Source organism: Streptomyces sp. PA03-3a, from assembly GCF_033792735.1.
Taxonomy (GTDB): Bacteria; Actinomycetota; Actinomycetes; order Streptomycetales; family Streptomycetaceae; genus Actinacidiphila.
In genome coordinates, this window is sequence record NZ_JARAVM010000060.1 from 1 (window position 1) to 24,491 (window position 24,491).

At 68.6% G+C, this 24,491-nt stretch carries 22 protein-coding genes and 5 pseudogenes; 10 read left to right on the forward strand and 17 right to left on the reverse strand.

Translation table 11 applies throughout. The features are described from left to right. Positions 1-200 precede the first annotated feature (200 nt). Positions 201-518: a helix-turn-helix domain-containing protein gene (locus PV342_RS38525; protein WP_326578341.1), complete on the forward strand. Its 318-nt coding sequence runs from the start codon at positions 201-203 to the stop codon at positions 516-518. Between the two features lie 248 nt (positions 519-766). On the opposite strand, the gene PV342_RS38530 is transcribed toward PV342_RS38525, so the two are convergent. Beyond that, positions 767-1,201: a hypothetical protein gene (locus PV342_RS38530; protein ID WP_500320809.1), complete on the reverse strand. Its 435-nt coding sequence runs from the start codon at positions 1,199-1,201 to the stop codon at positions 767-769. Next, the gene (locus PV342_RS38535; protein WP_500320810.1) at positions 1,173-1,739 is read right to left on the reverse strand and encodes a transposase domain-containing protein; all 567 of its coding nucleotides are present in this window, start codon (positions 1,737-1,739) and stop codon (positions 1,173-1,175) included. The genes PV342_RS38530 and PV342_RS38535 overlap by 29 nt, the downstream gene beginning before the upstream one ends. A 372-nt stretch (positions 1,740-2,111) precedes the next feature. Between PV342_RS38535 and PV342_RS38540 the strand changes: the two genes are divergently transcribed. Together PV342_RS38540 and PV342_RS38545 are read left to right on the forward strand one after the other, a co-directional pair. Then, the gene (locus PV342_RS38540) at positions 2,112-2,537 is read left to right on the forward strand and encodes a hypothetical protein (protein WP_500320811.1); all 426 of its coding nucleotides are present in this window, start codon (positions 2,112-2,114) and stop codon (positions 2,535-2,537) included. Between the two features lie 4 nt (positions 2,538-2,541). Next, entirely contained in the window at positions 2,542-5,328 is a 2,787-nt protein-coding gene (locus PV342_RS38545; protein ID WP_500320812.1) for a tetratricopeptide repeat protein, read from the forward strand. Positions 5,329-5,383: 55 nt separating this feature from the next. On the opposite strand, the gene PV342_RS38550 is transcribed toward PV342_RS38545, so the two are convergent. The 13 genes and pseudogenes from PV342_RS38550 to PV342_RS38610 all read right to left on the reverse strand — a co-directional run. After that, positions 5,384-6,133, reverse strand: coding sequence for a transposase family protein (locus PV342_RS38550; protein ID WP_500320813.1), 750 nt, complete (start codon positions 6,131-6,133; stop codon positions 5,384-5,386). Positions 6,134-6,344: 211 nt separating this feature from the next. After that, a complete protein-coding gene (locus tag PV342_RS38555; protein ID WP_500320814.1) occupies positions 6,345-7,115 on the reverse strand; it encodes a DUF6193 family natural product biosynthesis protein in 771 nt (256 codons plus the stop codon). A gap of 105 nt (positions 7,116-7,220) precedes the next feature. Continuing rightward, a complete protein-coding gene (locus PV342_RS38560; protein WP_500320816.1) occupies positions 7,221-7,499 on the reverse strand; it encodes a DUF5958 family protein in 279 nt (92 codons plus the stop codon). Next, positions 7,496-8,152, reverse strand: a complete 657-nt coding sequence (locus PV342_RS38565) for a Fic family protein (protein WP_500320818.1) — start codon at positions 8,150-8,152, stop codon at positions 7,496-7,498. The genes PV342_RS38560 and PV342_RS38565 overlap by 4 nt, the downstream gene beginning before the upstream one ends. Positions 8,153-8,186: 34 nt before the next feature. Continuing rightward, positions 8,187-8,819 carry a hypothetical protein gene (locus PV342_RS38570; RefSeq protein WP_500320820.1) on the reverse strand — a complete coding sequence of 211 codons (633 nt, stop codon included), beginning with the start codon at positions 8,817-8,819 and terminating at the stop codon, positions 8,187-8,189. A gap of 143 nt (positions 8,820-8,962) precedes the next feature. Beyond that, positions 8,963-11,398 carry a helicase associated domain-containing protein gene (locus tag PV342_RS38575; RefSeq protein ID WP_500320822.1) on the reverse strand — a complete coding sequence of 812 codons (2,436 nt, stop codon included), beginning with the start codon at positions 11,396-11,398 and terminating at the stop codon, positions 8,963-8,965. A gap of 179 nt (positions 11,399-11,577) precedes the next feature. Next, positions 11,578-11,991 carry a hypothetical protein gene (locus PV342_RS38580; protein ID WP_500320824.1) on the reverse strand — a complete coding sequence of 138 codons (414 nt, stop codon included), beginning with the start codon at positions 11,989-11,991 and terminating at the stop codon, positions 11,578-11,580. Between the two features lie 180 nt (positions 11,992-12,171). Further along, complete coding sequence (locus PV342_RS38585) at positions 12,172-12,504, reverse strand: hypothetical protein (protein WP_500320826.1); 333 nt, start codon at positions 12,502-12,504, stop codon at positions 12,172-12,174. A gap of 70 nt (positions 12,505-12,574) precedes the next feature. Next, positions 12,575-12,811 (reverse strand): HEAT repeat domain-containing protein, encoded by a 237-nt coding sequence (locus PV342_RS38590; protein ID WP_500320828.1) that lies wholly within the window; start codon positions 12,809-12,811, stop codon positions 12,575-12,577. A 38-nt stretch (positions 12,812-12,849) separates the two neighbouring features. Further along, entirely contained in the window at positions 12,850-13,662 is an 813-nt protein-coding gene (locus tag PV342_RS38595) for a hypothetical protein (RefSeq protein ID WP_500320829.1), read from the reverse strand. Between the two features lie 122 nt (positions 13,663-13,784). Next, positions 13,785-14,081, reverse strand: a pseudogene (locus tag PV342_RS38600) (HIRAN domain-containing protein); the annotation flags it as partial. A 142-nt stretch (positions 14,082-14,223) separates the two neighbouring features. Next, complete coding sequence (locus tag PV342_RS38605; RefSeq protein WP_500320831.1) at positions 14,224-14,817, reverse strand: hypothetical protein; 594 nt, start codon at positions 14,815-14,817, stop codon at positions 14,224-14,226. A gap of 207 nt (positions 14,818-15,024) precedes the next feature. Next, positions 15,025-15,246: pseudogene (locus PV342_RS38610) on the reverse strand (transposase); the annotation flags it as partial. Here PV342_RS38610 and PV342_RS38615 point away from each other — a divergent pair. The 4 genes and pseudogenes from PV342_RS38615 to PV342_RS38630 all read left to right on the forward strand — a co-directional run. Then, positions 15,238-15,729: pseudogene (locus tag PV342_RS38615) on the forward strand (transposase); the annotation flags it as partial. The pseudogenes PV342_RS38610 and PV342_RS38615 overlap by 9 nt on opposite strands. A gap of 193 nt (positions 15,730-15,922) precedes the next feature. Then, positions 15,923-16,444, forward strand: a complete 522-nt coding sequence (locus tag PV342_RS38620; protein ID WP_500320833.1) for a PadR family transcriptional regulator — start codon at positions 15,923-15,925, stop codon at positions 16,442-16,444. Beyond that, the gene (locus PV342_RS38625; RefSeq protein ID WP_500320835.1) at positions 16,441-17,127 is read left to right on the forward strand and encodes an ABC transporter ATP-binding protein; all 687 of its coding nucleotides are present in this window, start codon (positions 16,441-16,443) and stop codon (positions 17,125-17,127) included. The genes PV342_RS38620 and PV342_RS38625 overlap by 4 nt, the downstream gene beginning before the upstream one ends. Further along, a complete protein-coding gene (locus PV342_RS38630; protein WP_500320837.1) occupies positions 17,124-19,508 on the forward strand; it encodes an ABC transporter permease in 2,385 nt (794 codons plus the stop codon). The genes PV342_RS38625 and PV342_RS38630 overlap by 4 nt, the downstream gene beginning before the upstream one ends. Before the next feature lie 641 nt (positions 19,509-20,149). Here the strand turns inward: PV342_RS38630 and PV342_RS38635 are convergent. Continuing rightward, positions 20,150-20,734 (reverse strand): CGNR zinc finger domain-containing protein, encoded by a 585-nt coding sequence (locus PV342_RS38635; RefSeq protein ID WP_500320839.1) that lies wholly within the window; start codon positions 20,732-20,734, stop codon positions 20,150-20,152. Positions 20,735-20,855: 121 nt separating this feature from the next. Here PV342_RS38635 and PV342_RS38640 point away from each other — a divergent pair, with 121 nt between their 5' ends. Then, positions 20,856-21,863 (forward strand): zinc-dependent alcohol dehydrogenase family protein, encoded by a 1,008-nt coding sequence (locus PV342_RS38640; RefSeq protein WP_500320841.1) that lies wholly within the window; start codon positions 20,856-20,858, stop codon positions 21,861-21,863. A gap of 134 nt (positions 21,864-21,997) precedes the next feature. Continuing rightward, positions 21,998-22,099, forward strand: a pseudogene (locus PV342_RS38645) (IS481 family transposase); the annotation flags it as partial. Positions 22,100-22,870: 771 nt separating this feature from the next. On the opposite strand, the pseudogene PV342_RS38650 reads toward PV342_RS38645, so the two are convergent. Then, positions 22,871-23,869, reverse strand: a pseudogene (locus PV342_RS38650) (integrase catalytic domain-containing protein); the annotation flags it as partial. A gap of 65 nt (positions 23,870-23,934) precedes the next feature. Between PV342_RS38650 and PV342_RS38655 the strand changes: the two are divergent. Next, complete coding sequence (locus PV342_RS38655; protein ID WP_500320842.1) at positions 23,935-24,480, forward strand: IS1096 element passenger TnpR family protein; 546 nt, start codon at positions 23,935-23,937, stop codon at positions 24,478-24,480. Positions 24,481-24,491: the final 11 nt, after the last annotated feature.

Consider the following 24,491-nt stretch of genomic DNA (forward strand, 5'->3'; position numbering starts at 1 on the left):
CCTGGCTGCACACCTACAATCACCACCGCGGACACACCGCGCTGAAGGGCCAACCACCCGCCAGCCGCGTTCCTAACCTCACGGGGCAATACACCTAGCCGTCACTCCCAGCAGGGTGCACGGCGCGTTTGTCGCGCGTCAGACTTTGTGGCAGGGCTCGTTTCTTGCGGGTCCTGTCCCGTGAAGGAGTCTGATCGATCATGGTGAGACCGCCGGCGGTGCCGCCGGAGGAGAAGGTCCGGATCGTGCTGTCGATCCTGGCCGGTGAGATGACCGTTGCCGAGGCCGCGCGGCGGGCGAAGGTGTCCGAGCAGTCGGTCGGGAACTGGAAGCGCCAGTTCCTGGAGTCCGGCCGGGCCGGGCTGGCGGCGGGGAGGTCCGGCCCGAGCAGCCGTGAACAGCAGCTCGAGGCCCAAGTCGCCGACTTGACGCAGGCGCTGGGCGAGGCCGCGGTCGAGTTGCGGGTGTGGAAGAAGTCCGCGGAGGGCCGGCCGGGCCCTTCGAGGACCTCGAGGTGATCCGCGTCGATGCGGGCATGCCGACCGCGAGGTTCTGCCGTCTGATCGGCGTGCCCGAGCGGACCTGGCGCCGCCATCAGGCCCGTGCCCGCCGCGATGCCGAGCCGCGGGGGGCGTGGCCGCGTCCGGCCCGCGAGCAGGTCCGGGACACCGCCCGTCGGCACGCCCTCGCGCATCCGGCGTGGGGGCATCGCAAGGTGTGGGCGATGTGCCGATGGGACGGCCATCGGGTCTCGCAGGCCACCGTGCTACGGCTGCTGCGCGACGAGGGTCTGCTGCTGGAGGCGAACTACCAGCGCGAACGTCGGCAGCTCGCGGCGCGGCGCAAGGCGGCGTTCGCCAGCGAGCCGATCGGCCCGAACCAGGTCTGGCAGCTGGACTTCTCCGAGTTCGAGACCACCGCCGGCGGCACCTGGCGGCTGGCCGGCTGCCGCGATTACTGGTCGAAGTACGAACTGGGCTGGCACATCTCGCCCACCGCAAACCAGCACGACGCGATCGCCGCCGTCGAGCTTGCCCTGGCAGAAGCTGCGCGGCTGGCCAGCAGGCCGCTGGCACAGCTTGCCCCACGGGACGCCGACGGCGCGGTGCAACCGCTGGTCACGATCGTCACCGACAACGGCGGACCGTTCCGCTCGTTCCGGTTCGAGGCGTTCATCGCCACCCGCCCCGAGCTGCGGCACGTCCGCACCCGGGTCCGAACGCCGGGGCAGAACGGCTCACGCGAGCGCGGCTTCGGCTCGCTGAAGTACGAGAAGCTGTTTCTCGAGGAGATACCCCGACGCCCTCGACCTGGTCCGCCACGCCGAGGACTACCGGACCGAGTACAACACCGTCCGCCCCGCACGAGGCACTCGCCTGGAACCGCCCCCACGACGTCCACACCGGCGCCGCCGACTTTCTCGTCCCCAACTTTCCCGAACCCGAAAACCTGCCAGTTACTTGACGCGGGACACCGATCCGGTGGCGCAGATCCCGCAGAGCCTTCTCCGAAACCCGTGCCGCATCGGGAAGCGCACTGGTCAGCATGCCCCACACGCGCACATACCCCAGGTGGGGAAACAGTCCGAGCGCCAGCAGGAAGTAGGCCCCGACTCGCGAGGGAAGTAACCGCAACCGTTTCTGGACACGACCGGTCTCCGCCAGCACCGCATCGACCAGGTCAAACGGGACGTATCTCGTCAGCTCGCCCAAGTGGCCGGCGGTGAACGCATCGGCCACAGGACCCGGTCCCTCCGAAGCGGGCGCGGTGGAATACCGGAACGGCAAGGGGACCTCTGAACCTTGAGATGTCTTGGCGGACTCCCGAGATATACCAGGGGTCCCCTCGCCTCACGCCAGGGTCTTCAAAGCCCTCTTGACCTGCGCCGACAAGCCTTAACTACGTGGCCTTGTACCGAACCCGGAACGGTTCACTATCACGGTTCCGCGATTGCACGGACGGCATCTTCGATGACGGTTTCGTCGTCGTCGAGGACGGCCAGGTGGTGGGTGGCCTGGCGCTTGAGGTCGGCGAGGCGGCCGAGCAGTTCTTAAGGATTTATGCAGCTGACGTCGCTACCGTGTTGGCAGGGCAGCGATCGGGGGCAGGGGATGCTGGAGCAGGCGTTGACCGCGCTGGCTGCTGCTGGCGGCAGTGCCGTTGTGCAGGCGGCAGGGACAGACGCGTGGGCCGGGTTGCGTCAGGCAGTAGCGCGCTGGTTCAGCCGGGACGACAGCGGACGCGAACAGACAGAGCTTGAGCGCCTGAATCGGACTGCTGCCGCCTTGCAGTCCGGCGACCCGGCACAAGCAGAACGGATACGGATCCGTGAAGAGGTGTCTTGGCAGACCCGGATTCACATGGTGCTGGAAGCAGCAGGTGGAGCCGAACAGGAGCAGTCGGCAGCCCAACTGCGCGCCATAGTCGAGCAATACTCGCCCCCCGGCAACTCCGGAGTAATATCCGGCAATACCTTCAACGGACCGACGGCACTGCAGGTCGGAGATCACAACACGCAGAACAACACGTTCGGATAGGCACGTGACCACCCCCACTCCGCACACCCCTAAAGGCGTTTCCAGTAGCACCTTCAATGGCTCGGCAGCGTTCGTGGTCGGTGACCACGCCAAGCAGGAGAACCACTACCACGCGGCGCCAACGGCTCTGGTAGTGACGCGGACTCTACCGCGCGATGTCGCCGCGTTCACGGGTCGCCAGGCCGAACTGGACCGGATCCTGGCTGCGGCCGGACCGGCCCAGGTCCTGGCCATCCACACCATCGACGGTATGCCCGGGGTGGGCAAAACCGCTCTGGCTACCCGCGCCGCCCACTTGCTCGCCTCCCGCTTTCCGGACGGACAGTTGTTCGTCGACCTGCACAGTCACACCCCCGGCCAGGACCCCGCCGACCCTTCGGACGTCCTTGCCGCTCTCCTTGCCTCGCGGGGCATCGCCCCACAGCAAATCCCCGATGGGCTCGATGAACGTGCTGCGCTCTGGCGTGACCATCTCGCGGGCAAAAAGGTGCTGCTGGTCCTGGACGATGCAGCCACCCATGCCCAGATCGAGCCCCTGTTACCTGCGTACGACGGATGCCTGGTCCTGGTCACCAGTCGCCGGCGCTTGGTCGCTGTTGATAACGCCGTACCGCTGCCCCTGAACACACTGCCTCCGGCAGAAGCTGAGTTGCTGTTCAGCCGACTCGCCCGCCGCAACGCAACTGGGGCCGACGCCGGAGCAATATCCGAGGCAGTCCGGTTGTGCGGTTACCTGCCGTTGGCGATCTCTCTACTCGCCAGCCGACTGGCCCACCACCCTGCCTGGAACATTGCCCAGTTCACCGCTGCCTTCTCCGACCTACAGGACCAGTTGAGCGAACTCGCAGCGGGCGACCGCGCGGTGGCCGCCGCCTTCGATCTCTCGTACCGCGACCTGTCCGATGATCAGCAGCGCCTATTTCGACGCCTCGGTCTACACCCCGGCTCGGACATTGACATTTACGCCGCTACTGCAATCAATCACATACCCTTGCCGCAAGCCCGCCGCCACCTGCAGGCGCTTTGCGCCGACCACCTCATCGACGAGCCCGCCCCTGGCCGTTACCGCTTCCACGACCTGGTACGTGCCTACGCACAAACTCTGGCGCAACAGGACCCCGCCAAGGACCGCGAGCACGCCATGGAACGGCTACTGAACTACTACCAGCACGTCGCCGAAACCGCTGACCAACACGTCACCGGCTCCGCCCCACGCCAGAGCAAAAGGGCGACAATCAACGAACGGCTCAGCCTGTCCCGTAAACCGAGGGATTCGTACACACCCAAGCTGACCAACTCTGCGCAATCCCTGAACTGGCTGCGCACCGAAAGTCCCAACATTCTCGCCTGCGTCAGGTACGCCGCTGCACAGGGCCAGCATCGCCGAGTCAACCGATTGGTCACGGCAGTGATCACCTTCCTCACGCGCGAAGGTCCCTGGCAGTTTGCCATCACGCTGCAGCAACTCGCCGCTACTTCCGCACGCCACCACGGCGACCGCCACGGTGAGGCCGAGGCCCTAAGAGGGCACGGGGTGGCACGGCGGCTAATCGACGACTATCCGGCTGCGGTCGAATCGCTCCAGCAGGCCCTAACCCTTTACCGCGCCCTCGGCGACCAACGTGGTGAGGCTGAGACCCTGGCAGAGCTCGGCGTGATACGGCGGCTGATTGGTGACTTCCCGGCGGCGGCCGACCTGCTGGAGCAAGCCCTGGAACTCCACCGCGCCCTGGGCACCCGCATCGGCGAGGCGTACGCCCTGGCAGAACTCGCGGCAGTGCGGCGGCTGACTGGTGACTACCCGGCGGCGGCCGATCTGCTGGAACAAGCCCTGACGCATTACCGATTCCACGGCGACCAGGAGGGTGAGACGCACGCCCTGGCGGAACTCGGCAGGATGAAGCATCTGACTGGTGACTTCCCGGCGGCGCTCAACCTGCTGGAGCAAGCCCTGGAACTCCACCGCGCCCTCGGCGTCCGCCACGGTGAGGCTGAGACCTTGGCGAACCTGGGAGTGGTGCGGCGGTCGACTGGTGACTATCGGGCGGCGGCAGACCTGCTCGCGCAGGCCCTGGAACTCCACCGCACCCTCGGCGACCGGCACGGTGAGGCTGAGACCTTGGGAAAGTTGGGAGTGGTGCGGCGGCTGACTGGGGACTATCGGGCGGCGGCAGACCTTCTCGAGCAAGCCCTGGAACTCCACCGCACCCTCGGCAAACGTTTTGGCGAGGCTTCCACTCTGGGGAACTTGGGAGTGGTGCGGCGGCTCACTGGTGATTTCCCGGCGGCGGCCGACCTGCTGGAGCAAGCCCTGGAACTCCACCGCGCCCTGGGCACCCGCATCGGCGAGGCGTACGCCCTGGCAGAGCTCGCGGCAGTGCGGCGGCTGACTGGTGATTTCCCGGCGGCGGCCGACCTGCTGGAGCAGGCCCTTGAACTCCACCGCACCCTCGGCAACCTCCCTGGTGAGGCTGAGGCCCTGAACGGTATCGGCGCACTGCTGGCTGCCTCCGCCCAGCCACAGGAGAGCCTTGCCCGGTACCGGCAGGCTCTGAATCTCGCGCGTCGGGTGGGAGACGCTCTGGAAGAGGCTCGGGCGCTAGAGGGCATCGCCCACTGCGAAGCACAAGCCGACGCGAGGGGAAGTGCCTTTGACCACCTCCGGGAAGCTATAAGCATTTATCACCGCATTGGTGCCGCCGAGGCACGCTCCGCTGCTGCGGACTTGGCCACGCTGGAAGGTCGGGGCACAAGCGATGGGGCAGGTGTCCACGGTTCGATTGATTCTTGAACTAACCGATGGCTAGCGGCGATGCGTGAGGTTGTGGGTCAGACAGTGAGCTTTTTCAGCGTTGCCTCTCCAGGGTGAGGATGGCTTTCGCTGCTGACGACAGGCGGTAGGGGCTGCAGCGGGCGTGACGGAAGATGCGCGAGCGTTTGAGGGTGGCCATGCCGCGTTCGACGGGATACCGAAGTCGGGCGTGCGCCCGGTTCAGCGATCTTTGCCGGGCGGTGAGCTCCTTGCGGGGCGGGCGTCTGGTCGGCGTGGCGAAGGTGCCGCCGGCGCCGAGGTAGGCCAGGTCGGCCAGAGCAGGGATGCCGAGGCGGACGCAGGTGGCCACGATGCGATGGATGCGGGCCGCGGTCAGGTCGTGAGTGCGGCCCGGAAGAGCCCGGGAGATCCACACGATCTCCCCCTGCGGGCCGGTGATGACCTGCAGGTTCACACCGTGGCGGCGGTGCTTGCCGGAGTAGTCGGCGCGGCCGTCGCCGACCCGGTCGCACTCGGCGAGCGTGCCGTCCACCAGTACGTACTCCGTGTCCGTCTCGCGCAGGGCGCGGGTCAAGCCCGGCGCGCGGTGGGCCAGGAGGTCGATGACCGCGTGCACGTAGGCGTGGGCGGTGCCCACGCTGATCCGGAATCCGGCCGCAATCTGCGCGAGCGTGTCGTGCTTGCGCAGATACACCAGCGCGACCAGGGCCCGCTGCGAGGGCCGGAGCTTGCAGCGTCGGTCACCCTCCCGGGTGACGATCAGCATCGTCACCCACTCAACCAGCGCGTGAGGCAGGTCCAGTGCGGCAGGATACGTAACCAACGAGGCTCCCCGGCTGCAGAGTTGAGACGTCAGACATCTCGCTCAACCGCCGAGGAGCCTCGTCCGTTCTGCACCGATCTCCGACCAGGCGGCCGTCACCCGATCGGTGGCCCCGCTGAAAAAGCTCACTCTTTGAAATTCCCCACCCCCCGCTCAGGGGGGACAGATCTGCTCGTATTGATTTCCCAGTCTGCAGCGTTCGGTTGTGAGGTCAATGGCTCTCATGGTCACGCAGGTCGTGCTGGGTCCCTGCGACCGTCGGCCCCCAGATCTCCGGCATGCGGGCGACGACCACCGCTGCGGCTTCCTGGGCGGTGTAGCCGGGTTCGCGCGAGAATGGCTCGCCGCGGTGATGGACCGCATAGCGGCGGTCACCGAGCGGGTAGATCGCCGAGACGTCCTGGGAGAATGGGAACCCGGTGCATCTGCTGAACATCAGCGCCCCGTGGCTGGTGAAAGGAAAGAGCGTCCTCAGCCTGGGCTCGGCGTGCGCTGCACGGAGCATTTCCAGGTCCTCGTAGAGGTCCGGTGTCAGGTACCGACGCCACTTCTCTGCCACGGCATACTCAGGACCGCGTTCGTGGGCCGAAGCGAGGGCGCTGACTTGCAGGAACGGTGCCGCGGTCTGCAGTTCGGCCAGCGTGACGCCTGCGTGCCAGGCCGCTGCCGCTTCGGCGAGCTCAGTGAGGTCGCTGGTGGAGCCGTTGGTGAGATTCACGCCTTGACCCCACGCGGCGATGAGGAACACCCGCTGCGCGGATCCGAGGTCCACGCTGAATCGGTCCAGCCGTGGGTTGCGGCTGGTGATCCCTGCGTGGATGAGCGACGAACCGTCAGACGAGGACCGAACCTCACCAACGTTCAGGTTGTTTTCGGCGGCGCACTGGGCCAGCGCTGCACGGAGACTCCCCGCGGCTGCAACATCGGGGTACAGCTCGGGATCGGGCTGGAGCGGCTGCCGGGACCGGCCAGGTTGAGTCATACCGACATGATCACGCTTGTTGAGTAAGCAACCAAGTGGCGAATGAGAGCGGCCCAGGGGAATCGAAGATCCCCATCAACCGACAGGCCCTCACCGGCGCGTGAATCAGTCGGACGGTTGTTCGAACTGAGTGACGAGGGTGGTGTCGTCGATCCGGCCTCGTGAGATCAGCACTGCGGGCGTATGCGTCGGGCGCAGCCCGGCACGACGGATGCTCTCCGTCGCGTCCTGGGCGACGACGCGCGCCTGGACGCAGTGATGGCGCAGGAGCAGCAGTACCTCGGACTGCTCTTCCTGGCTGAGGCCGTCGAACCATTCGATGCCCTCTGACATCGGGCGCAGCTCTTGCACGAGTTCGTTGAGCAGGACGTCGCGTTCGTTCATGTCGGCCTCCCGTGGGACAGACGGCTTTCCGCCGCGGTGATCAGGATTTCGAGCAGCACGGCCAGATCGGCCGCGCCTTCGGCGTCGTCGGCCCAGCGGGTGGTCTGAAGCGGATGCACCTGGTCGAGGAGGACGCCTTCGCGTGCCAGGATGAAGGCCAACGCCAGCATGGCCGCGCGGGCGTTGCCGTCCTCGAACGGATGGAAGAAGAGGATGTCGAGGTAGGTCCGGGCGGCGCGTGAGGGGAGGGGCAGATTCGGTTGAGCGCTCTCGGAGAGACAGCGCTCGAATCGTGCCTGTGTGTCGGGGGCGAGGCCGTAGCGCTCCCGTCCGCCCTTCGCGAAGGCTGGCATCATGCGGAAACCGACGAGGTCGCGGCCCAGCACGGTCCGTTGCCACTTCGCCACGAGGGCGAAGGTCAGCGTCCTGCACTGCTCCGCGTCGGCGAAGGCCACGTCGAGGGCGGTCAGGACCCGGGCGGTTCCCTCGCTGTCCCGGCCGCCTCGCATCGCCATGAAGAAGTCGCGGAAGCCGTCGCGGGCCGGTGGCCCAGAGGCGGGGGATGCGCCGCGCCAGGATGGCCAGGAGATCTCCGCCCGGATGCGCAGCCAGTCGGCGAGGCTGTCCTTCGGTTGGCCGGGCCCGAAAGTCATCTGATTTCGCCCACGCCTCTGGCGAACCGCGAGCTCACAGCGTCGACCACCGGACGTCAGGCGCGATCCAACTGCCGAACCGGCCGCCTACCGCGTTCTCGACGATCTCCTCGGCCCGGCCCTCGTCGATGCCGCTGTAGGCGAGGAACCATCGGAGGACTTGCATGCAGTGCCCGTACCAGCCGCTCTCGGCCTGGGTGCGGTCAGCCACTACGGTGACCAGGCGGGTGCATGCTCGCTCCCAGTACCAGTGATCCGTCTCAGTCACCGGGGTGTTCTCCGGCGGAGCCAGGTCCGCGAACCGTTCCGCCAGGTCCTTCAGCCAGCCACGCCATTCCTGAAGGGCCGCAACAACCAGCGGGGCAGTCCCATCCGGGGTCGTCACGGAGTCGGATGAACAGCACCACACCTCGACGACGCCTCCGTCGACGTCACCCTCACCGACCGACCAGTTCCATCCGCAAGCCCATCGGCCGTACCGGCCCACCAGAAACTCGGTGACGGGATGCAGCGCACGCCAGCGATCCTCACGAGCGACATCAGCGCTGGGCAGCAAGGGCGCAACAAGGCCCACCAATTCCTCCGCCGCAACCTCGTCCATCTCGAACGGATGTCGAGCCGGATCCACGTCTGCCCACGTCAAGGTACGGGCCCACAGTTCACTCACCGTCCCACTCTGCCTTGCGTGGCCGCCCCGACTCCACTCCTATCGAGTGGCCGCCCCAGCCGCGGGAAACGATCTTCGGCTAACTGGGAAGCGATGTCCAACCGCCTCTGTCCCGCCTGGCCCGCCCCATTCGTGAACACCCCTCAGGCGAACTTGATGACGGGGGTCGTGTCGTCGGTCCAGTCGCCGTCGAACAGTGAGGCGATCAGGGTGGCGTGGTCGGCGGGGAGCTGTCCGGCGCGGTGCTTAGTGCGGGCCTTGGCAAGCCAAGGGCCGATCTTGACGGTGTCGCCGTCGACGAGGATCTCCTCGCGGGCGGTGGGGGGCCGGCCTTCCCGGACGATGAACAGCTCCAAGAGCTGGACGGTCTGGGCGAAGGTCCGGCGGGCCCTGGAAGGGGCCTTGAGGGGGTTGGTGGCCGGCGTCAGGCCGAGGCCGGTCAGGAGCTCCTGCTGGCCGGGGTCGAGGGTGGTAAAGGTGGTGAGCTGGCGGTGGAGCCAGCGGCCGATCTTTACCGTGCCGATGACGATGTCGGAGTGGAGGTCGCCGGGGTTGTGGCCGGCGGCGAGGTGGGCGCGGAGCAGGTGGTATTTGCGGTGCCAGTCGGGGCCGTGGGGCAGCCGCCAGTGGGGGTCGATGGCGTCGAGGTCGGCGGCGCGGACCGGGTCGAGCCGGCCGTTGGCGGCCAGCGAGCGCTGTTCGGCGAGGAAGGCGCCACCGGGGGCGGTGACGGGGATGGCCAGATGGCCGTGCGCGGCGTGGTAGTCGGCGGCGGTGGTGAGCTGGGCGCGCCAGGCGGCGTCGTGTTTGTCCCAGATCATGTCGAGGGCGTCGAGTTCGGTGATCCAGGCGGCGTCGGCGGGGTCGTGGGGGTTGAGGCGGCCGGTGCGGCGGGCGTCGCGCATGCCGGTGATGAAGGCGCCGAGGTTGTAGCCGGTGGGGTCGGTGTAGTCGGCGGGGACGTCGAGGTGGCCGTGGTCGTCGTGGAAGGCCTGGGCGGAGGCGAGACCTTCGCGGCGGGGGCGGGATTCGGCGGCGCGGGGGTCGAAGGAGACCAGGTCCATGGCGCGGGCGATGCGTTCGGGCTGGACGGTGAAGTCGAAGTGCCAGCGGTGCGCGATCAGCTCGCGGGTCTCCTGCGGGAGGCGGCTGGTCTTGTTCGGGAGACGCTCGGCGATGCGGTGGTCGTGGCTGGCCAGCGCAGTGGCAATCGCCCAGACCGGCTCGTAGGCCGTTCCGAGGATGTCGGCCGGGTCCGCGGCCGGTGGGATGTAGGCGGGGATGATCAGGCTGGCGACCTTGCCCGCCTGGGCGGGCTGGCGCAGGGCGCGGCCGAGGGCCTGGACGACACGGATGACGCTGCGGGAGACATCGGCGAAGACGACCGCGTCGACGCTGGGGATGTCGACGCCCTCCGCGACGACCTTGGCGTTCGTCATGATCGCGCACGGGGCCTGGGCGAAACGGGCGAAGACCTCGGCACGCTCCGCGGGGGTGTGGTCGCCATCGACGTACAGCGTCAGCGGGTCGAGGTCCGGGCACAGCTTAGGGGCGGTGGTGCGCAGCAGGCGCAGGGTGTGGCCGAGCTCGCGCGTGAACCTCTTCGCGTCAGCGACGAGCTGGAAATACACCAGGACCCGCTTCAGGCCGTGCTCGGCCATGGTCTTCAGCACCGCCAGGTGCAGGGCAGTGGTGCGCAGCGCATCCCCTCCCCCGGCCGTGGTGGGCAGGTTCAGGCGAGTGCGGAGCTCCTCGTCGCTGATGGTCGGCACGATCACCCGGTAATCCGCCAGCACCCCGTCGGCGACCGCCTGAGCGAGCGGATACTCGAAGATCTTCTTGCCGTAGACCGGCTCGGAGTCCATGGAATTCGCCGACGCATCCACATCCGGCTCGGCCAGCCGTCGGCGGCGCGGGCGGCGTACGTCCGCGGACTCCGCCAGATCCGGACCGCCAAAAATGCGTGGAAAGGCGGTCATGTAGAGGCGGCGGTCGGCCTTGATGCGGGCGTTGTCGTTGACGGCCGCCCATTTCTTGTCCGCACGGCCGGCGATACGGTGCGCCTCGTCCATGATCGCCAGATCGAACGGCGGCACCGCGCGGCCGGTGCGCTGCGCCGCCTCGATCTTGTCCAGAGAGTCGTAGGTACAGAACACCGTCACCGCGTTCAGGACACCGGTGCCGACCGCCGACAGCACCACCGCCAGGCCGGCGGCATCCCCGGTCGAGCCGACATTCGCCTCCGCCAGACCTGGGTGGGCCCGGGTGTCCATCGAACACACCGCCACCATCGCCTCGGCCCGGCCGTCCCTCCGCCAGGCCAGCGCGGTCTGCGCAATCAGATCCAGCGTCGGCACCACCACCAGCGTCAACCGCGACCCCAGGCTGTCGGCCAGGCGGATGCCGACCAGGGTTTTACCCGTACCGCACGCGGAGACGTACAAGCCCCGCGTGCCCGGACGATGCAGATGCCGCACCGCACGATCCAGACCCGCCTGCTGATCAGGACGCAGCACAGCCGACCCAGCAGCGAGGTCAGGGACAGCAGAGGCGGGGGTGGCGGTACTCATACGAGGCATTCTCCCGGGTCAGTGGGTGGTGGGGCCGGGAGTGCCGGAGATGGGGGCGGATCCGCAACCTGGACAGGCGTGCCCCGTGCTGTGCAGGCGTTTGGCCCGTGGCCGGGCAGCCCGCCCGTCACGTGCCGAAACCCGCGCCGCCGTGATCACTGACCGCTGGGCGCCCCGGAAGGGTGTTGTCACAGGTGGTAGGGCCACAGGGTGACGCTGTCCCGAGCGACGCGGACGTCCACCCACGTGGCGTCCGCGTCCCGAGGCGGTGGCGGGTCCGCGAGGTCGAACAGAATCGCTACCTCTCCCATGTTGAGGAAAGCCGCTCCGTCCTCGGTCAGGTCGAGTTGGCCGCGAAAGGTGATCTGGTCGCCCTCACTGCTCGGCTCGGGCGCGGCGGTGAAGGCCGGCCAGGTGTTGACCTGCCACGCGATGTCCTCATCGCCGGTCCACTCGACACGGTGCTGACCGCCCACGTCTACCGGTTCGCCCTTCCACAGCGCCACCACGGTGCCGATCCGGGAACGCGCCCGTACCCACACAGACCCCGACGGACCCTGCCCTGCTGCTTCCACATGGACCAACACCACGCCATCATCCATGACCCAGGTGCTCAGCCCCAGCGAGGACGAGCGTGCCGCCGTGCTGCAACGCTGGACCCGGCGGGCGAACTCCGTCCAGGCACTGGCGCTACGGCCGCGAATCGTGTGATGAGCCATCAACGGTGTGGCCCTGGGGTTGCTCCCGCAGCAGGAGTGCTGAGCGTGGACGTTGGGCTTAGATCAACCGGCCTCGGGTCTCAGTCGGTATCGGTTGCAGACGTCCAGCAACAGAGCAATCCTGATCTCGAGTGGCTCGTCGATGCCGTTCAACTCCACGTCGCCCAGCACCGTGTCATCCGTGCGAGTGCGCGCGAAGCGCATCTCGACACGGGGCTGCCCGTCCAGGACGAACGTGAACCAGCTGTCGTCGTCGGCGTCAGAGCGCTCGATGCTGGCGGTGAGCGCGCCGTCATCGACCCTGCACCGGATAAGCTCAGCAATCGTCTCGACGAACGGCAGCAGATTCACACGCCAGATCCAGCCGTGCATCGTGCCGTGTGGCTCTGCCTGCATCCGTGCAGGCTAGATTCCGGCCCGGTGCGCCGCAAGGAAAGACCGCCTACCCGTAGGCGACGCGCGCCACTCAGCCGGCAGCCTGGCGCTTGGCCAACTGGTGGCGCCCGCCGCCCGCTCCGCGCAGCCGCTGGAGGGCTGCAAGCGCCTCCTCGCGCACATACGCGTCCGGGCCCTGGTCGAGCCGTTCAAGGACCGTCACCGTCCCCAGATCGGGGCACGCCTCCGGCCGGGGGAAGCGATCCAGGGCGATAGCGACCCAAGTACGCACCCACGCCTCATGGTCGGCGGCGGCGACACGGATCACCGGCAGGATCAGTGGCCGCAGGTTCGACCGCGCGCGGGTCAGGCGTGGCAGCGGAGCCGGACGAGGATCGTGTCCCCGGGAAGGCCTGCGAGGTACGCCTCGCTACCCGGCCACACAGGTTCCGGACGGTCATGAGGGCAATGGTCCGGGTGGCACGAGGCGTGGACGACGTAACTGCCGCCTTCCAGCCACCAGCCGTCCACGGTGAGCACGTCCGTCTCCATCGGATCCGGGGAGGTGAAGCGACCGATGTACTCGGCGCGCGTTCCCTGGTAGCCGATGACAGGGTGTTCTTCCGGATCGTCGTGTCCGAAAAAGGCCAGAAAGCCCATCCGGAGGCTGAAGGGGTGGTCCAGGTATGCCGCGATCAGCGGCTGGGCCCGGTAGGCGGCGAGCATCTCGTCCCCCCACCGGTCACCCGGAAATGCCTGAGGATCGTTCCGCCAGCGCTCCACGAAACTCGCCAGGGAAGCGGCCGGCGGGTGAAGGGCGACCAGGCTGTGCCACAAGTCCCAGGACGCGGCGGCAGCGCGCTCGGACGCGAGGTGCGGCTGGGAGAAGTCCAGCAGGGCCCGCGGTCCCCCGGCACACACGCCCGGAACGCTCGGACGTAGCCCGCCGTCATGCCCGGGGTCGTCATGGATGAGTCGCGGGTCGCCCTCGTAGCCGGGGGCGACCGCGAAACCCAGACCGTCACTACCGCCCTGGATACGGCGCGTGTCCCACATGCCACGCTCCACGGGATTGTCGTCCGTGTCGATGTAGAAAGGCGCGACAGCCCGAGCAAGCGCCCCCTGGACGTCATCCGCCGCCTCGGCCGGCAGACACACCGTCACCCATACCCCCGCCATCCCACACCTCCCCTTCCACGCCAGCGACCAACATGATCGCACGCGTCGCCAGCACAGTCTTTGGGCCAGCACGACGACCAGGCCGGGCGCCGCGAACGGTCATTCCGAGGCAAGCGTGATGGTCAAGCTGATCGTGTCGTGGAGGGAAAGTTGGTCGGTTCCGTTCTGAAGTGCAGGGAACGGGGGCCGGTTCTCAGCTGCGTGAACACGAGCGGAGCGGAGTCGTCGTCGAGGGCGAGGGCAAACGGGCGGGCAATCTCCCGAGCGACCCATCCGAGGAACACGCCTTGATGCCGGACTTGGAAGGCGTTCGGATCCGCCCTGTTGCTGTGGTCACGGACGAGCTTGAGGGCGGTACCGGATGCCAACTCGGCGAGGTAGGTGGCGTTGCCAGCGTGGCGGACCCCTCGCAAATGGTAGGTAAAGGTACCGCTGCCGCTGAGGCTAGGCCTGCGCGGTGGAGGGCCGCGTCGTAGCGCCGGTCGTGACGCTGGGGAAGGGGGTACCGGTTCGCGGGCTCCATCAGAGAAGGGGCCAGCGGTACGGCTGGAGGTAGGGAGTTCAGCGGCCCAGTGGGCGTATCGGGCGCGGTCCGTAGTCCGGCGGTGGCCATCCCTTTTTGTATGCGGCGATGGTGCGCCGCGTGTGGGGTGGCGGGTGGGGGCAGCCCTGCATGAGGTCGGGTTCTCGCATGGCCCAGGACAGGGCGTAGTGGGCAGGGCTGAACGGCCAGATCGTCTCTTGCTGCTTCGCCGGGCGGCGTGAGCCTTTGCGTCGTTTGGGGCGGGGTGGCTGGGGTGGGCGGAGCTTGCAGCTTTCGGCGAAGCGTGTCAGATAGGGCAGGCCGGTGCTGCCCAGCGGGTCGGTGAACAGCGGCCCGATGGTGCCGGAGGCGATGCGCCAGGTGAATGCGGCGGCGAGCAGTAGGGAGCGTGCCCAGGTGGGGACGTGGTGGGTCATGCAGCCCTGGTGTAGTCCGTCGTCGTGGAGGGTGAGGGTGGAGGCGTCGGGGGCGAGGTCGTGGAGGTGGGCGGTGTCGAGCTGGGTGGTGGAGGTTGCGGTGAAGATAGCGGTGGCGAGATGGGCGGCAAGGTGCGGATGGGCCGTGGCGGAGTGCAGGCGGTAGGCAACTTCTGTCTCGGTGAGAGCTGGCATGACGGGTGGTAAGTAGTCCTGGTCAGCGGCCATGGGCGGGGTGCACTGGCAGGGGTCGGTGGCGGAGTCGAATGCGGTGAGCGTGGTCAGGGCCGGCAGGTTGAGCCATCGGCCTGCCAGGGGGCGCCGTAAGCCTCCGGCCGGCGGTGTCGCGGCAGGCGGATCCGCGGGTCTGTCCATCGAGCGGTGTAACTCGGGTGGTGTGGGTTATCGGTGGCCGGCGGTGAGTGGGCCGTCGAAGGCGATGTCGAAGGCTTGCAGGGCTGGCTTCCAGCGCATGGTCCAGCGTTTGCGGCCGGAGCCGGTGGGGTCCAGGCTCATGACGGCCATGTAGACGCACTTCAGCGCGGCGGCCTCGTTCGGGAAGTGCCCGCGGGCGCGGACGGCTTTGTGGATGCGCGCGTTGACCGACTCGATGGCGTCCGTGGACGCTCCCAGCGCCGCTTCTCCATCGCCGCGCTGACCTGCTACAAGCCAGGAGAACGCTCCTGCCTGATCTACCGGCCCAGACGGCACGAGGACCACAAACGCGGCGGCCGGCGCAGCTTCGCCTGGACCGACTACCGCGACCTGTTCATCACAGCACACCGGCAGCTCGCTGGCCCGATCGTTCTCATCTGGGACAACCTGAACGGGCACAAGGACGCTCGCATGCGGGCCTTCATCGACAGCCAGGACTGGCTCACGGTCCACTACCTGCCGCCCTACGCACCCGACCTGAACCCGGTCGCGGGCATCTGGTCACTGCTGCGACGCAGCTGCCAGGCCAACACCGCATTCGCCGACCCCGAGCACCTCATCCGCGCACTTCGCCGCGGCCTCCGAAAGATCCAGTACCGCAGCGACCTCATCGACGGCTGCCTCGCCGAAACCGGACTCACCACGACGACAACACGCCTAAAACCCCCGTAACCACCAAAACCCCGTGCACACTGCTCACGGTGGGGAACGACTCGGCACCGCAACTCCGCCCATCCCGGCAGCCACGTAGCGGCCTGGAGGGGAACGCCCGATCAGCGCAGGTCGGAGACGGTTGTGTCACACCCTCGTCACTATGCACAAGATCTATACACTGCGTGTATACGCCTCGTGTAGAGCCCTTCGCATGAGCATCGGCCACACCCTGCTCGGGCTCCTGGAGTCCGGCCCCCGCCACGGCTACGACCTGAAACGGGAATTCGACCACAAGTTCGGCCACGACCGCCCGCTGCACTACGGTCAGGTCTACTCGACCATGGCGCGGCTGCTGAAGAACGGGCTCGTCGAGGTCGACGGCATCGAGGCCGGCGGCGGCCCGGAGCGCAAGCGGTACGCGATCACCGACGCAGGCATCACCGACGTCGGCAAGTGGCTCGCGGAACCGGAGAAGCCCGAGCCCTACCTGCAGAGCACCCTCTACACCAAGGTCGTCCTCGCGCTGCTGACCGGTCGCAGCGCCGCCGACCTGCTCGACACCCAGCGCTCGGAGCACCTGCGCCTGATGCGGGAGCTGACCGTGCGCAAGCGCGACGGCGACCTCGCGGCCCAGTTGGTCTGCGACCACGCGCTGTTCCACCTCGAGGCGGACCTGCGGTGGCTGGAACTGACCACGGCACGACTGGACCGACTCGCGGAGGCGATCGCATGAACACCACGGACCTGCTGCTGGAGGCCGTCGACCTGCACAAGGCGTACGGCCCGACCCCCGCCCTGGACGGCACCGCCTTCGCGATACGCGCCGGTGAGGTCGTCGCCGTGATGGGGCCGTCCGGCTCCGGCAAGTCGACGCTGCTGCACTGCCTGGCCGGCATCGTCCGGCCGGACTCCGGCCAGGTGCTGTACCAGGGACGGGAGCTGACCGCGATGAGCGACGCCGAGCGCAGCGCGCTGCGCCGCGGCGAGTTCGGCTTCGTCTTCCAGTTCGGCCAGCTCGTGCCCGAGCTGACCTGTGTGGAGAACGTGGCGCTGCCGCTGCGGCTCAACGGCGTCAAGCGCAAGGAGGCGGAGACCCGCGCCACGGAGTGGATGGCCCGGCTGGAGGTCGACGACCTCACCGGCAAGCGGCCCGGCGAGGTCTCCGGCGGCCAGGGCCAGCGCGTCGCGGTGGCCCGCGCGCTGGTCACCGGCCCGCGGGTGGTCTTCGCCGACGAGCCGACCGGCGCCCTGGACTCGCTCAACGGCGAGCGTGTGATGCGCCTGCTCACCGACGCCGCCCGCGACACCAACGCCGCCGTCGTCCTGGTCACCCACGAAGCACGCGTCGCCGCCTACTCCGACCGCGAAGTCGTCGTCCGCGACGGCACGTCACGGGACATGGAGCGCGCCGCATGAGCGCCCTCGAGCAAGCAGGGACCGGCGGCACCTTCCGGACCTGGATCCGCGACCTCGGCCTCGGCATGCGCTTCGGGGCGAACGGTGGCCGCGAGGGCTGGACCCGCACCGTACTGACCGCCATCGGCGTCGGCCTCGGCGTCACACTCCTGCTGCTGGCCGCCTCCGTCCCGGCCATGATCAGCGCCCGCGACCAGCGGGGATACGACCGGGACTACTCCTGGAACGGGGCCCAACCCAAGCGAACCGCCAGCACCGTACTGTTCGCGCAAGCCGACACTACTTTTGGCGGGGCGGACATCCGCGGTCTGCTGCTCAAGGCGGACGGCGACCGGCCCTCGCTGCCGCCGGGCGTCAAGACGATGCCGGCACCCGGTGAGATGGTGGTCTCCCCCGCCCTCAAGCGCCTGCTCGACAAGCCAGGCAGCGAACTGCTGCGCGAACGCCTGAACTACCGGATCACCGGCACCATCGGCGACCAGGGCCTGGTCGGGTCCGCCGAGATGGCCTACTACGCGGGCAGCGACAAGCTCGTCGCACGATCCGCGGACGGCAAGACCGGCAACGCCACCCGCATTCCCGACTTCGGACGGGAACGAGGGCCGAGCGAACCGTTGGGCGGTGTGCTGACCCTGCTGCTCATCTTCGGCATCGTGGTGCTGCTGGTGCCGGTCGGCGTCCTCATCGGCACCGCCGTCCGCTTCGGCGGCGAGCGCCGCGACCGCAGACTGGCCGCACTGCGTCTGGTCGGCGCGGACAGCCGGATGACCCGGCGGGTCGCGGCCGGCGAGGCGCTGTTCGGCTCACTGCTCGGACTCGTCGTGGGTACGGGCTTCTTCCTGCTCGCCCGGCACTTCGCGCGCGGTGTGACGGTGTACGACCTCAGCGCGTTCCCTTCCGACATCAGGCCTGCTCCGGTCCTGGCCGCCCTGGTGGCGATCGCGGTGCCCTCCGCGGCGGTCGCGGTGACCCTGATGGCGATGCGCGGCATCGCCATCGAGCCGCTCGGCGTCGTACGCAACGCCGCGGCGCGCCGACGCCGGCTGTGGTGGCGGCTGCTGATCCCGCTGGCCGGTATCGGGCTGCTGGCCCCGCTCTTCGGAACCGTTTCCCAGGAGGACGCCGGGGTCAACCCCTACCAGGTGACCCTCGGTGTGGTCCTGCTGCTGGTGGGTCTCACCGCCGTGCTGCCGTGGCTCGTCGAATGGGTCGTCGGCCGCTTCCGCGGCGGCTCGCTGCCCTGGCAGCTGGCCACCCGCCGCATGCAGCTCCACAGCAGCGTCGCCGCCCGTATGGTCAGTGGTGTCACCGTCGCCGTTGCGGGCGCGATCGCCCTGCAAACCCTGTTCACCGGGATCCAAGGCGACTTCACCACGCCGACCGGCCAGGACCCGAGCCGCGCCCAGCTGGGCATCCAGTACAGGGTCGACAGCGGGGCGCAGGCGCAGCAGGTGACGAAGGCCTTCGTCGACACCCCAGGTGTCCGCTCGGTGATCGGCATCGTCCAGGGCGAGGCCGCCCAGGGAAACGCCTCGACACTCAAGTCCCTCGACCAACTCCAGTCCATCCCCCTCTTCCTGGCGGACTGCTCCGCGATCCGCGAAATCGCCAATGTCGGAGCAAACTGCGCTGACGGTGACGTCTTCATGATGGAGGTCGGCGACTCCCCCCTCTTCAAGCCCGGCGCCACGCTCGACCTCAACATGCCCGGTCCGGACCGCTATACCGGCACGCCACAGCCCTGGCGTATCCCGGCCGACGCCCGCTCGGTGCAGCACCGTGTCGCGCCGGACGGAAGCATGGAGTGGGGCATCCTGGCGACCCCGGCCGCCTTGGACGTAGCGAACCTGCCCAGGCCCAAGGTCCGGCTCTCGCTGATCCTCGACCCGGGATCCCAGGACGCGGTCGAGCGCGCCCGCAACACCGCCGCGCTCATCGACCCCTCCATCGTGGTCGATCAGTTCACGGCCACCGTGGTGTCCGACAGATTCAAGGACATCCGCCGCGGCCTGTTCATCGGCGCCACGCTCACCCTGGTCCTGATTGCCGTGAGCCTGCTGGTCTCCACACTGGAGCAACTGCGCGAGCGCCGGAAGCTGCTGGCCATCCTGGTCGCCTTCGGCACCCGGCGATCCGTGCTCGCCCTGTCCGTGCTCTGGCAAACGGCTGTCCCCGTCTTCCTGGGGCTCACCGTCGCCGTGGTCGGCGGCCTCGGCTTGGGCGCCGCCCTGCTGAAGATGGTGCACACGCCGTTCCATCCCGACTGGGCAAGCGTCGGCGAGATGACAGCGGTAGGCGGCGCGGTGATCCCCGCGGTCACCCTGCTGGCCATGCCGGCGCTGTTGCGGATGATGCGCCCGGACGGCCTGCGCACGGAGTGACCGCCGGGCTGGCGCCTCCTACGTCACCTGACGTCCCCTCAGGAGTCATAGCCGTAGGGCAGTTGTACCACTGCGGCAGGGCGCCGAACCCTGGAGCGCACCTGCACACGGCTCAAGGTGTCCTGCGCAGTACATCTGGGAGGAAGCCCGCCCCCGCGTCGATCAGGGGCTGGTGCCCATCACAGGATGCCATGCACCACAGCAGGGCCCACGTCCGCGAACAGACCCGCCGGTGCAGCAATGCCGCTGCACCGGCGGTCACTTCCTCGCGGGCGCACCTACCATCTGCGATGCTCCCCGACGCGGCCGACGGCGCTCACGCAACGGACGGCGAGCAGAACGTCGTTGAGGACCCTGTTGCGCTCCGGCCGCACACAAGGCCGGCAAGCGGTGTGGGTGGGTCAGGTGGCGCGGCCACCGCTACGCGAGACCACGGCCCTCCACCTGGCCGGGCTCCACGTCACAGGGGTCTCGCTCCGAGTCTGCCGGATGATCAGAACGGGGTGGATCCGTGCAGAGGTGTCTGCCACACCGAAACGTGCGACCCGCTGGATGCGGTGAAGGGTGCTTCGTTCCGGTCGCCCCAGCGTTCGGAGCGCTGCCGACTCTCCCTCGGCCGCCGATAACCCACACAACCCGAGTTACACCGTTCGTTGGACAGACCCGTATTTGGCGCGGGTTCGGTGCGCGGCGACGTTGGCCCGGTTTCCGCACACTTCGTAGGAGTGCCATCGCTGGTTGCCGCTGCGTGTGGCGTCGTAGAAGGCGTGCTGGCAGTCCGGGTGGGCGCAGATCCGGACGCGGGAGAACTGGCCGCCGGCGACGAGGGCGGCGATCGCGCGGATGACGGCGCCCGCGGCGGGGGATCCGGAGACTTGGTGCTGGTCGACGCTTCCGTCGCCGTCGAAGGCGTGGTGGAAGCCCGTGGTGGCGGCCAGCCGGTTGATCTCCGTCCATGCGGCGTGCCCGGTTTCGGTGCCCGGCAGGTGGACGGCCTCGGTCAGGGCCTGCCGTAGTGAGCGCACCTGGGCGACGTCGTCGTCGGACAGGGGTGCTGCGGCTGTCCGGCCGAACAGGAGCAGCAGCGGCGCGGCGCTCGCAGCGTCCGTGAGTGTGTCGGGGGTCCGCGGGGTGGCGTGGGGGCGTGAGTTGAGCAGTTCGACGACCGCCTCCGCGAGTCCAGGCGCCTGTCGCGGCGTGGTGGGTCTGCTCCCGGGGCTGCTCATGTCCCCAGCATACGAGTAAGGGGCTATCTAGCAAGGGCTTTACGGCGTAAATAGATGATGCTAGAAATGTAAGCGGCTGGCGGCAACGCCACTTACTCTCTCGTTTAAGGACTGATCCGTCATGCGTCATCTCACGCTCACCGCCGTCGGCGGAGACCTCAACGACACCGTCTCGCTCGTCGAGGGCCCCGAACCGGCTCTCGCCCCGGGCGAGGTGCTGGTCGAGGTGGACGCGGCACCCGTCAACAATGCGGACCTGCTGTTCACCATGGGCTGGTTCGCGGCCCAGCCCCGACTGCCCCAGGCGCTGGGCGCCGAGGGAGTCGGCCGCGTCGTGCGGGTCGGCGACGACGTGGACCGGTCCCTGACCGGCCGGCGCGTCCTGATCCTGCCCACCTTCGTCCAGGGAACCTGGGCCGAGCAGGTCGTGCTCCCGGCCCACACCGTCGTGCCGCTGTCCGTCGTGGACGATGCGGACGTCCTCCAGCTCGCCATGCTCCCCGTCAACCCGGCGACGGCCCGCGCGCTCCTGCACGACTACGTCGCACTGCGACCCGGCGACTGGATCGGTCTGAACCTCGCCAACTCCGCGGTCGGGCACTACGTCATCGCCCTGGCCAAGCAGGCCGGCATCAAGACCCTGGCCGTCGTCAGGCGCGAGGAAGCGGCCAAGCAGGTGAGCGCACTCGGCGCCGACGCCGTCGTCGTCGACGGCCCGGAACTCGGCGAGCGCATCGCTTCCGCGCTGGACGGCGGACAGCTGCGGCTGGCGCTGGAGGGGACCACCGACCCCGAGCAGACCGCCGCGCTGGTGCGGTCGCTGGAGGACGGCGGCACCGTCGTCACCTTCGCCGCTGCCACCGGACAGGCACCCTCGGTCCCGGTCGGCGACCTGATCTACCGCGGCATCGTGCTGCGCGCCTTCTTCATCCTCAACTGGATCCGCGACACTCCGCGGGAGAAGCGCGAGGAGGTCTACGCGGAGCTTGCCGCGCTGGTCGAGCAGGGCGTCCTCCAGGCTCCGGTCGAGGCGACGTACTCCCTTCAGGAGCACGAGGCCGCCCTGAGCCACGCGGCCAGGCCCGAGCGCACCGGCAAGATCCTTTTCGTTCCGCGGGGCGCCCGCTGACCCGTGCACACAGCCCGAAAGGTTTCCGCTAGCTGTATGGACCACGAGCGTTGTTGACACCTGCGAGGGCTTGATCAAGGCGAAGACCTCCGATGCAGTGGAGCTGTCTATGACTGCACCGCGCGGAGGTCTTCGTGTCCCACCGCAATGCCCGACTGACCGTTCACGGCAGGCGGCTCTTGGTCCAGCGTTTCCAGGCCGGGCGCCCGGTGGCACACGTGGCCGCAGAGATGGGCGCCCGGTTCCCACCCGAGGGCTGATGCTGGGGGGACCGTCGACCATGGCGGGGCGCTCGTACTCGCCCCGAGGTGCCCCCACTGCGCGCAGCGGGCCGGAGCTCGTCCGGCGCCACGGCCAGGCGCAGCTCGGGGAAGCGCGTTCACCAGGACGACCACTCCCGCACTTCCCGCGCTCCGAGGGCCGAGCGCACTATTGGCCGTATTCCTGAGGGCGTCTGCGCGTCGCGACTGGAGGCCTCCGCTGTCGAACTGGTGCGCACCGAGGGTTACACGCACACGTGACTTGACCAATGCTCGAGATCCCCTGCACTTGCAGGGTGTGACCTGGGATCTGGGAAACGATCTTGATGCACGTGGGAAACGGCCGCTTTTGGTTCCACGTAAAGCCCTGATCAGAGCAATTTCGTCGGTGCCCCGCGATGTAGCAGCGTCGCCGCCACCTGATCCCGTTCGTCGAGATCTTCCGCACCCTGCCGTCGTCCTCCAGCGCGAAGAACGCCAGCACTTCTCGTCCACGTCCTCCACCGGGGCCTGATCCGCCTCCCAGGCTGCCGCCGGCGTCAGCCCCGGTGGAAGGCCGGTGGGCCGGTGCTGCGTGTTCCACCACCGCACCCAGCCCAGCAGCACCTCGACGAAGTCCGCGAAGGACAGCAGATCCTCCACCTGGTCGGGACGGTGAGCGCCCACGGGGCGCGCACGGCGGGTGTAGCCGGGAAGGGATACCAGGAACATCTCCTCCACCGCATCGTTCAGCTGCTCGATCGTGCCCTTGCGGTACGGCATGTAGGCCGGCAGGTCCTCCACCGGGACCGCGAAGGCGCCCAGCGCCCGCGACACCGCCCGGCACAAGAACTCCTTCCCGCGGTCCACCCGCAGCACGGCCGGCAGGCCACCCCACGGCCCATGGGGATCGGCGCGGCTGATCCCTGTCCGCAGCGCCGCCAGCACGGCGTCGCGGGCCGGCTCGTGCGGGGTGACGGCCACCCCCACGATTACTTTCGTCGCGACATCGATGAACCATGTCACCCACGGGCACGCCGCCCGGCCCTCGACATCCACCCGTACCGGGACCCGCTTGTGATCGCCCTCCCAGCACGCGTTGCGATGCACCGGCGGACGCTTCCCGTACACGTCATGACCACGCCGGCCTGCCTCCCCTGCCCGCAGGCCAGCCCGCTCCCCCGCCGACAGATCCAGGCGCGCCGCGCGCTGCAAGGTCCGCACAGACGGCACCGCCCCCGCTTCTGCGACCGCGTCCGCCTCGGCGACCAGTTCCCGGTGGACCGCGGCCACGTTCCCGCCCCACACCGCCAACCGGGAACGCAGATCAGCAGTCACCTTCACCCTCGAGCGACCGCAAGGGGACAGACATCCTTCCCTGCGGGCGACGGCAACCCAGTTCCACACCGTCCGCAAGGACACGCCCAGAGCCGAAGCGACCAGCCGGGCATGGCCGGTGGTCAGTTCTCCCCTGGCGTCCAGGGCCAGCAGCCGGGCCACCGCACCCTCACGACCCGGCCCCGCCCACCGGCCGGAAGGATCATCGTCACAGGCCGCGACCTGGCCGGACACCACCCACCACCCCCGGCGAATCGAGGCACCGTCTGCTGTGGGAGATGTCCACAACCCGCCGCATCCAGGCCGACACGCCGATCCCCGGCACACGATCGAAGGCAATCCAGAGGCCGGGGTTGCGACACCGACGACGCGTATGCCTGTCGGCGGCCAGGACGAATTTCCCCACGTACGGCCAGCTCGATTCCCCACGCGGCAGTCACACTCAGTAGCCTCAGTACCGGCTCACGGACCTGGCACATGAAGGAGTTGAGGTCGTGGCACGTACCTGGCTGTCCATCCGGGTGGAACTGGTCTCCGGGCACGGCGCAGCTCTGTGGCCACGCCCCGGCCGGGTACTGGCCGCCGCACGCTCGCATTCCTTCGCTCAGTTCGCCACGGCCATCGATCTCGCCTTCGGCCGCTGGGACCTGGCCCACTTGCACCTGTTCACGCTGTCCGACGGCACCCGGGTCAGCCCCCTCGACTGGTGGGACGGCGACGCCCCGGACGACACCGTCGACGGCCACGCCACCAAGCTCAACAGGCTGCAGGCCGGGGAGCAGTTCGCCTACGTCTTCGACATGGGCGACGACTGGGCCCACCTGTGCACGGTGGCGGACAAGCACATCGATCCGCTCGACGAACTCGGCGAGGTCTCCGACCGCCCGGTTCCCTACTGGGGCTGGGGCAGCCTCCCGGACCAATACGCACGCCGCTGGGACAGAGACGACGGCAAGTCGCCGATGCCGAAGCGGCCAGCCCGCGGGCTCAGCGACCTGCCTCCGATCCTGCCGTGGTGGGGCGAGCACCGGCGAGGATGACCTCACCTTTC

Coding starts and splice junctions, on each gene's coding strand:
- PV342_RS38605 (WP_500320831.1), bottom strand. CDS start 14,817: ATGCCAGCTCTCACCGAGACAGAAGTTGCCTACCGCCTGCACTCCGCC.
- PV342_RS38560 (WP_500320816.1), bottom strand. CDS start 7,499: ATGAACGAACGCGACGTCCTGCTCAACGAACTCGTGCAAGAGCTGCGC.
- PV342_RS38625 (WP_500320835.1), top strand. CDS start 16,441: ATGAACACCACGGACCTGCTGCTGGAGGCCGTCGACCTGCACAAGGCG.
- PV342_RS38565 (WP_500320818.1), bottom strand. CDS start 8,152: ATGACTTTCGGGCCCGGCCAACCGAAGGACAGCCTCGCCGACTGGCTG.
- PV342_RS38630 (WP_500320837.1), top strand. CDS start 17,124: ATGAGCGCCCTCGAGCAAGCAGGGACCGGCGGCACCTTCCGGACCTGG.
- PV342_RS38555 (WP_500320814.1), bottom strand. CDS start 7,115: ATGACTCAACCTGGCCGGTCCCGGCAGCCGCTCCAGCCCGATCCCGAG.
- PV342_RS38580 (WP_500320824.1), bottom strand. CDS start 11,991: ATGGATGATGGCGTGGTGTTGGTCCATGTGGAAGCAGCAGGGCAGGGT.
- PV342_RS38620 (WP_500320833.1), top strand. CDS start 15,923: ATGAGCATCGGCCACACCCTGCTCGGGCTCCTGGAGTCCGGCCCCCGC.
- PV342_RS38525 (WP_326578341.1), top strand. CDS start 201: ATGGTGAGACCGCCGGCGGTGCCGCCGGAGGAGAAGGTCCGGATCGTG.
- PV342_RS38540 (WP_500320811.1), top strand. CDS start 2,112: ATGCTGGAGCAGGCGTTGACCGCGCTGGCTGCTGCTGGCGGCAGTGCC.
- PV342_RS38585 (WP_500320826.1), bottom strand. CDS start 12,504: ATGCAGGCAGAGCCACACGGCACGATGCACGGCTGGATCTGGCGTGTG.
- PV342_RS38575 (WP_500320822.1), bottom strand. CDS start 11,398: ATGCCTCGTATGAGTACCGCCACCCCCGCCTCTGCTGTCCCTGACCTC.
- PV342_RS38635 (WP_500320839.1), bottom strand. CDS start 20,734: ATGAGCAGCCCCGGGAGCAGACCCACCACGCCGCGACAGGCGCCTGGA.
- PV342_RS38595 (WP_500320829.1), bottom strand. CDS start 13,662: ATGGCGGGGGTATGGGTGACGGTGTGTCTGCCGGCCGAGGCGGCGGAT.
- PV342_RS38640 (WP_500320841.1), top strand. CDS start 20,856: ATGCGTCATCTCACGCTCACCGCCGTCGGCGGAGACCTCAACGACACC.